The 7,714-nt window shown below is 44.1% G+C and carries 5 protein-coding genes and 1 pseudogene; 2 read left to right on the top strand and 4 right to left on the bottom strand.

The annotated features are described in order from the left end of the window. Nucleotides 1–508, top strand: a pseudogene (locus tag ABYB02_RS12270) (transposase); the annotation flags it as partial. A 413-nt stretch (nucleotides 509–921) separates the two neighbouring features. Here the strand turns inward: ABYB02_RS12270 and ABYB02_RS12265 are convergent. Next, nucleotides 922–1,566, bottom strand: a complete 645-nt coding sequence (locus tag ABYB02_RS12265) for a LysE family translocator (RefSeq protein WP_372762733.1) — start codon at nucleotides 1,564–1,566, stop codon at nucleotides 922–924. Nucleotides 1,567–1,679: 113 nt separating this feature from the next. On the opposite strand from ABYB02_RS12265, the gene ABYB02_RS12260 reads away from it, so the two are divergent. Next, complete coding sequence (locus ABYB02_RS12260; protein WP_372762732.1) at nucleotides 1,680–2,123, top strand: Lrp/AsnC family transcriptional regulator; 444 nt, start codon at nucleotides 1,680–1,682, stop codon at nucleotides 2,121–2,123. A 256-nt stretch (nucleotides 2,124–2,379) separates the two neighbouring features. Here the strand turns inward: ABYB02_RS12260 and ABYB02_RS12255 are convergent, their stop codons facing one another. The 3 genes from ABYB02_RS12255 to ABYB02_RS12245 form a co-directional block, all read right to left on the bottom strand. After that, on the bottom strand, nucleotides 2,380–3,039 hold the full coding sequence (locus ABYB02_RS12255; RefSeq protein ID WP_372762731.1) for a class I SAM-dependent methyltransferase: 660 nt from the start codon (nucleotides 3,037–3,039) through the stop codon (nucleotides 2,380–2,382). Nucleotides 3,040–3,092: 53 nt separating this feature from the next. Beyond that, nucleotides 3,093–6,743: an SbcC/MukB-like Walker B domain-containing protein gene (locus ABYB02_RS12250; protein ID WP_372762730.1), complete on the bottom strand. Its 3,651-nt coding sequence runs from the start codon at nucleotides 6,741–6,743 to the stop codon at nucleotides 3,093–3,095. Continuing rightward, nucleotides 6,740–7,714, bottom strand: a 975-nt coding sequence (locus tag ABYB02_RS12245; RefSeq protein WP_372762729.1) for an exonuclease SbcCD subunit D C-terminal domain-containing protein, incomplete at its 5' end; no start/stop codon positions are given. The genes ABYB02_RS12250 and ABYB02_RS12245, both read right to left, overlap by 4 nt.

Genomic DNA, 7,714 nt, shown 5'->3' with positions numbered 1-7,714 from the left:
CACCGGTCGCTTTTGGGAAGGACGTTTTAAATCACAAGCCCTCCTTGATGAAGCGGCATTAATTGCCTGTATGGCGTATGTAGATTTAAATCCCATAAGAGCTAAAGCAGCCTCGACTCCCGAAGATTCAGCGTACACCAGTGTAAAAATACGCCTTGAAACTGCCACCAGAGGAAAGAGACAACCCAAACAGCTGTTGCGCTTTTCAGGCAAGCCCAAAAAGTACATGGCCAAAGGCCTGCCATTTGAACTCACCTCGTATTTAGAATTAGTTGAGCTTACCGGTCGCTGTATGCGCGAAGACAAAAAAGGGCATATCGAATGCAGCACGCTACCTTTATTAACAAGAGTCAACATATCCCTCGAAAACTGGCTAACACTAACCAGCCAATTTTCCCGTGTATTTCATGGGGCAGTAGGTCGCCCGGCATCGCACGAAGGGTACTGCGAACACTTGCAGCGAAAGCGGCGCGCCAACGTCAGTAATTGCGAAAAGTTACTGGCCTAACAGTTAAATCTACACGTAACCTCCGCTCTGTGAACACACAGAGTTCTGCATGCTTTAAGCAGTATAAAATATAGTCTACTACCCCTCCAGATAGCCATTTGGAATGATCTTTAATTATAGGAATAGTTAAAACTTAATAACCTTGCACAATACAACTCAGAGTTAGAATTTTTAAATGGTTTATTTTCATATCAACTAAGTTGAAGTGGGTGTCATGCTAAATGGGGACTTTAACTAGCTATAAGTGGGTGTCTGTATAAAGAGAATTAGCATGGGTGTCTTGTTAAAGAGGGGAATTTGTCGTTCAAGGCAATAAAAAAAAGCCTAAGCGGTGTAATTAACGGCTTAGGCTTGAGTTGTTTATTGTGCGCAGTATTACGGTAATTGCGCTGTATAACAGCAAGTGTGCAGCTTTACTGTAGGTGTACTAATAGCTTTTGTGCGCTATCAAATAACATTAACGAGCCTAGTATTAATAATACCATGGCTGAAAGTCGGCCGAATTTAATCGCCAGAGCTGGGTTGTTACTTAATATTTTTCGTGCGCTCACACCAATTAACCAATAAACAAAGCCACAGCCAATTAAATGAATAATGCTTAATACTAACAGCTGTTCAGTGATCGAAAATGAAAAAGTCGGAAACACAAATTGCGGTAACAGCGCTAAAAATAACAGCATCACTTTGGGGTTAAGGCCACTGATAATAAAGCCCTTTTTCATCCATTTTAAGGGCGTTTCACCTAATTCGCCGGCGGCGCCATTATACGCTGCGGGAACTGGCGGGTTTTTATACAATGAAATAGCAATCCACACAACGTAGAGCGCGCCAAATAAGGTTAAAAATTTCATTAATAACACATGTGACGCTAACATAGCCCCTAGCCCTACCACCACTATTAGCGCAGCAATAAGGTGGCCTAACAATAACCCTGATACTGCCGGAATAATTTTATCGCCGGCAATTCCTGCGCTTATGGTATAGGCCCAATCGGCTCCTGGAGTAAGTACAAACAAAATCGACACCAGCCAAAAAGAAAAAATAACATTTATATCCATTAACACTCACCTAAAATAATTGAGTGCTTATTTTATTTCTTTCTGATGGGGAATAAATACTGTATTTTACCTTAATTAATAGCATTATTAGGAAATTATTGAAAATGGATAGCATGGATAGGAAAATTCTTGCTGAACTGCAAGTTGATGGCCGCCTTACTCTTTCTGAGCTTGCAGAGCGTGTGGGGCTTAGTGTGTCGCCCTGCCACCGCCGAGTAAAAGAGTTAGAAAAAACCAAAGCCATTGTCGGCTACAGAACCGAAATTTCTCCCGAAATTGTTGGCCTTAATTTTTCTGCTTTGGTGTTTATTACTATTAAAGAAGGGGATAAAACATCGCTGACAAAGCTGGAGTTAGCAATCGAAGATATTCCACAAATAACCAATGCGCAGCGCTTATTTGGCACCCCCGATTACTTAGTGCACGTGGTAACTAAAGATTTAGCGGCCTTTCAGCAATTATACGATGATAAATTATCGGCACTGCCAGGAGTGCAGCGCTTAACCTCAACCATAGTGATGAAAGATGTTGTCCGCGCCAGAAATCTGCATTTTTAATAGGTAACCCAAACGCTGGATACTAAATTTATTCCAAATCGCTATTTTCAGCATTGCTGCGTTGAATCTAGTTACACTAGACCGGCTATTAACGTGTAAATTGCCGTGTGCTCAGTGAAATGGAGATCTCAGAAAATTACCTGAACTAGCTTATAATGCCGTGGGCTTGTAGTATTTTAGCCCGCGCTCAGCTCTTAACCAAATATACAAAAAGCCTCGTATAGTACGAGGCTGTTTAATGGTTAAAGCTTAGCGTTTAAATTACATAACCACTAAAGCCCAGTGCTTTAAAGTAAAGTTTTGGGGGGCTGCTAAAGCCGCACTCATGTAACAGCTCACTAAAACGCATGCGATCAAGCGGGTAAAATTCGTTTTCGAGTTGATTACGCATATGCTGTTGCCCGGCTTCACCTAGGCCAAGTTGCGCACAGGCGAGCAGTTGGGCATCGCGCTCAAACTGAGTTTCGGGGCGCATTAAGTCGGCAAGATAAAGCGTGGCATCTTTGTTTAAGTTGTTTTTAATACTTTTAAGTACTTGCTTTTTATCGCCATTATCTTCTACAAAATGCAATACCAATAAACATAAAGCGGCATCGGCTTTATGTTTTAGCTTTTCTAGCGCGCCATAATGTAGAGTTACCCTATTGCTTATGCCTTGCTCAGCAAATTTACTGCTGGCTATATCAAGCATATCGCGTGAGGTATCTTGCGCGGTAAACTGCCAGCGTGGGTTAATTTTAGCCAGTTCGATAATTTCTTTACCTGAGCCTGCACCAACCACTAAAATATGCGCGTTATCGGCAAGTGTTGCTTGCAGTTGCGTAGCGGTTAGCTGATGCAGTAACTCATAGCCTGGCACTAAGCGTAAAATACGGCTATCGTATTGTGTTGCTTGTTCTTGGGTAAATGTTGGCATTATTTTTCCTTTATAAAAACCTAATTAATTTGGGTGTCATCAACTTTAAACTATCAAATAATTTCTACGGTTGAATAACCACCGGGCTTTTTAGCCACATGCACTTGCGTTGCGACACGTTCACTCATTTCACTGACATGCGAGATCACCCCCACTTTGCGCCCTTGTGCTTGTAATGAGTCTAGTGCATCCATGGCAACACTCAGGGTTTCGCTGTCTAACGTACCAAACCCTTCATCAATAAACAAAGAATTGATTTGAACTTTATTTGACGACAGCGATGCAAGCCCTAATGCCAGTGCTAACGACACTAAAAACGATTCACCGCCAGAAAGGGTATTTACCGACCGTTGCTCATCGGCCATGTCACGGTCAATAATGGCAATATCCAGCGACTGTTCAATGGCGGTCAGCTCGTAGCGCTTGTTAAGTGTTTTTAAATGGCTATTGGCATAATGCAGGAGAATTTTTAAGGTTTGCGTTTGTGCCAAGTTACGCATGGTTTTACCGGTTGCGTCGCCCAGCACTTTATTGAGTAAATGCCACTGCTCAAGCTGCTTTTTACGCGCGCTCAGCTCCGTTTGCTTGTCAGCCAATGCTTTGCTGTTTTGATTATGCTGCTCAATCGCGGTATTCGTTGCCAATAAACTACTTTGTAGCTCGGTTAATTGCTGATTTAAACTATCCAGCTGTGTGCTAAGCGCGGCTTCGCTGAGCGTAGGTTTATTGCTTGCTTGATGTTTATCACGGCTATTTTTATGTTGTTTAAGTTCTGCATTGGCATTTGTGCAGGCTTGTGTGAGCTGCTCAAACTGCTGTAACTGCGCTTTTATGGTAGCGCTACCTAGGGTTAGTAAAAATTTGACCTGTTCATGAGTGGTGTTGCTGTACTGCGTTTTAAAATCAGCAAACCACGCGTTATAGCGCGCCTCAAGTGTTGCCAGCTCAGTATTTTGCTCGGCTAAGCGTTGCTCACTATTGTTAAGTTGTATCGCATGCTCGTCGCGTTGCTTAATCGCGTTATCGTAAGCTTGTTGACAGGCATTTAACTGTGTTTGACATAACTCATACTGGCTATGCAATTTTGCTTGGTAGTCGTCGGCGCTTATTTGCTCGTTATTAAATAACGCTAGGCGCTCTGTTTGGGTGCTACTTTGCAGTTGTTGCGCGTTGTGTAAATCATCTTTGAGTGCTTTAACAGTGTTTTCACTTTTTGCGATCAGCGGCGTAAGTTGTTGTAGCTGTTGCGTCGCGCTGTCAATTTGCTTTTGGCTTTGCTCAAGCTCAGAATGCGTTTTTTTAAATTGCTCAACCTGCCCATTTAACTCGTTTACGCTCAATGTGCCGGCTTGCAATTGCTGCCAAAAACCCTGATCTGCAAATTGTGCATTAAGCGGCGTGGTGAGTTCGTTAATTTGCGTGGTTAGCTCGGCGTGCTTGTTGTTTAACTGATTGAGCTGATTCGTTAATGCAACATGCTCAGAGTGCAATTGCTGTTGGCGCTGTTGCTCTGCCTTTAAGCTAGCTTGTCGCTGGTTTAGTGTTTGTTGCAAATTAGTAAGGTCTTTTTGTGCAGCAAAATACTGTGTTTTTTGCAGCTTAAGTTGCGTATACGTTTCCTCTAGCTGTTCAGGGGTAAGGGCATTAAGCTGCGTACGCGCCGCTTCCATTGTGACTTGTATCTCTTGGCGCTTAGTCTTTAGCGTTGCTATTGTTTGGCTATGTTGAGCATGCTCGTTAACCAGTACGGCATGCTGTGTTTGATGGTTATGTAACTGACTTTGGGCGTTATCGCGCTGTTGTTTGGCGTGTGTATGCTGTGTTTCAAAGTCGGCAATTAAGTTGTTTAATTGCGCATTTTGCTGATTGGCATAGGGATGCTCGGTTGCCCCACACACTAGACATGGCTGGTCATCAGCAAGCTGCGCACGCAGGTGCTCGACGTTTTCGCTAGCCCTTAGGCGGGCTTGATTAAGCGCATAGTCGTGATGTTGCAGCGTTTGCTCACAGGTAGTGAGGTTTTGCTGTAGTTGCTGTTGCTGCTGCTCACTGTGTGCAAGTTTAGTGGCAATATTGCTTTGTGCAGCACTGCTGTGTTTTAGCTCTTGCGTAAACTGCTTATAGCGCTCGCGCTGATCTTTTAAATACTCAATGTTTTTCAGTTCGCTGTCGCATTGTTCAATATTAAATTGGCGTTGTTGCTCAGTAAGCTGATCAAGATTTTTTTGCTCAGTGGCCAGCTGTTGCTCCTGCGCTGCTAGGGTTTTATTTTGCGCATCTAGCCGTGTTGCTTGTTGGCTGTGCTCAGCTTCCAGTTGTTGCAGTTGAGTCACCGTTGCGCTTAGCTGTGCATTGGCACTGATATACTGCTTAAAGCTATGCTGGTAGAAACTCCAATCATTCGCTAGCGGTTTTAGCTGCGCATGCTCGCTGAGCCATTGCTGCTGCTCTGTATTAAGTGTTTTGGCAGCATCAAGGGCGCTCTGGCTGTGTTTGCTCTGCTGCTGCAAATCGGTTAATTGCGATTGCTCTTTTTCGCTTTGCTGGGTGAGGCTGGCAATGGTTTGTGCATGTATTGCAAGTTGGCTGTCGAGCTTGCGAGCTGAAGCAATAATTGGCTCTGCATTTTGTTTTGCTGTTTTAGCGCTGTGTAATTCGCTTTTTTGTTTATCAAGTACATTGCGATGCTCGGCAATTAGCGCAGCATGATCAACACTTTTAAGTTCATTTATTTGCGAATTAAGCGCGTTATTTTGCGCTGTTAAATCGGCAAAGCGCTGGCGATTATCTTTTATTTCTAGCGCACTTTGGGCTTGTTGCGCTTGCTCGGTTTGCTCTGCTATTGCAGTAAGCGCGTTATTAGCCTGTTGCTGGTTGAGGGAGGCTTGGTGTAGCGCTTGCTCAAGTGTTTTAGCGTGCTGGTACCAATTTAAATGTTGCTCTGTGTTGGCTAACGCTTGTTTAGTGTCTGCTAGGCTTTGCACTAGCTGATCACGGCTGCTGTGTTTAGCGCTTAATTCGTCATCACTGAGTAAGGTGTAACTTGCCAAGCTTGCTTGCAGGAGCTCAAAGTTATCTTTTAGCTCTTTGTTACGCTCAAATATGCGTTTGCCAATTAGGCTAAATTTATCGGTACCGGTTAAGCACTCTAATAGTTGCGCGCGTTCATCGCCAGTGGCTTTTAAAAATGCAGCAAATTCGTGTTGCGCTAATAGCACCGCGCGAGAAAACTGTTCAAAGGTTAAGCCTATTTTGCTTTCAACGGCTTTAATGGCATTACTTTTGTCGGCCACTAAAGTGAGTTCAGGCAGAGTAACGACGGTATGCTCTGCTACCTTAAGTTTACCGCTGGCTTTTTTATGGGTGCGCTGAATGGCGTAGCGTGCACGATAAGCTTGTTTATCTTGCGCTACAAAGTCAACTTCGGCGTAGCCGTGCCATTTGCCTCGGCGTAGTAAGTTACGTGGGTCGTTTAATTTGATACTGTCGCCATTAAAGTCAATAACATTACCCTTGTCGCCTCTTAAGCGCGCTGTTTTTGTGTATAACGCTAAACAAATGGCATCTAACACGGTGCTTTTTCCAGCGCCGGTATCGCCCGTAATAGCAAATAACCCAGCGTCTTTTAACGGACTGGCTAAAAAATCTATTTCAGCATCAACAATCGAAGCCAGATTATGAATACGTACGGCGGTTATTTTCATAGCTGCTGTTGCTCCGTAAGTTCGCCTATCACCTCGGTTAATAATGCTTTTATCTCAGCGGGTACACTTTGCCCTGCCATATCTTTGTCATTGGCAAATGCTTGCTCTAGTAAATTCAGGGGATTGAGCATTTCAACTTCGGATAAGTCTTCAAATACGGTGTGCTGATTATTATCAGCGCTCTGCTCGCGTACACGCTCTATGCCACAAAAGCGAACCTGCTTGCCCTCTAAAGCTTGCTCAATTTGCTCTCTAAAACTGCTGTCGATATCGCTCGACTTTAGCTTTACGCGTAAATAAGGGGCAATGGCGTATTGGGTTGTGTCGAGTGCTTTAATTTGCTCACACAGCTGCGCTAATGGCACACATTCACCGTGCGGAAGGATAATTACCTCGGCGAGTCGCGGAATGTAAAGGGGGTTTACAGTGGTATTAATTACTTGGTTATCGTCACTGCTAAATTCGACAATATTGACTTGATGCCGATAATTACGCTCGGAAAACGACATAGGAATAGGCGTGCCGCTATAGCGAATAGTGTCATTTTTAGCGACCTGCTGCGCTTTATGTAAATGCCCTAAAGCAACATAGTGAGCGTGTTCGCCAAACACCTTCGCGGCAATGGCTTCTTCACCACCAATCACTAAGTTACGCTCTGAATCACTGGAAATGTTACCGCCTTTGGCATGTAAGTGGCCCATAACAATTAATGGGCTATGTTCACTTTGTAACGTAGCCGCATGCTCAAGGGCAAGTTCATATGCCTTTTTAACGCCCTGTGCGTAGCTAGGGCCGTTTTCTGTTTGGCTAAGGGGGCTTACATCGCTGCTGCGTAAAAATGGCATGGCAACAATCACAGCGCGTCTGTTGTTAGTGTTAATCGTGAGTACCACGTCGCTGGGGCTCGCTGGATCAAAGCGCCCTACTACATGAGTATCGAACTGTGCCAGTAGCGGTTGCGCGGCTAAAAT

Source organism: Pseudoalteromonas sp. (assembly GCF_041613455.1).
Classification (GTDB): Bacteria; Pseudomonadota; Gammaproteobacteria; order Enterobacterales; family Alteromonadaceae; genus Pseudoalteromonas.
This window is presented reverse-complemented; position numbering and strand designations above follow the sequence as displayed.

Coding starts and splice junctions, on each gene's coding strand:
- ABYB02_RS12265 (WP_372762733.1), bottom strand. CDS start 1,566: ATGGATATAAATGTTATTTTTTCTTTTTGGCTGGTGTCGATTTTGTTT.
- ABYB02_RS12260 (WP_372762732.1), top strand. CDS start 1,680: ATGGATAGGAAAATTCTTGCTGAACTGCAAGTTGATGGCCGCCTTACT.
- ABYB02_RS12255 (WP_372762731.1), bottom strand. CDS start 3,039: ATGCCAACATTTACCCAAGAACAAGCAACACAATACGATAGCCGTATT.
- ABYB02_RS12250 (WP_372762730.1), bottom strand. CDS start 6,743: ATGAAAATAACCGCCGTACGTATTCATAATCTGGCTTCGATTGTTGAT.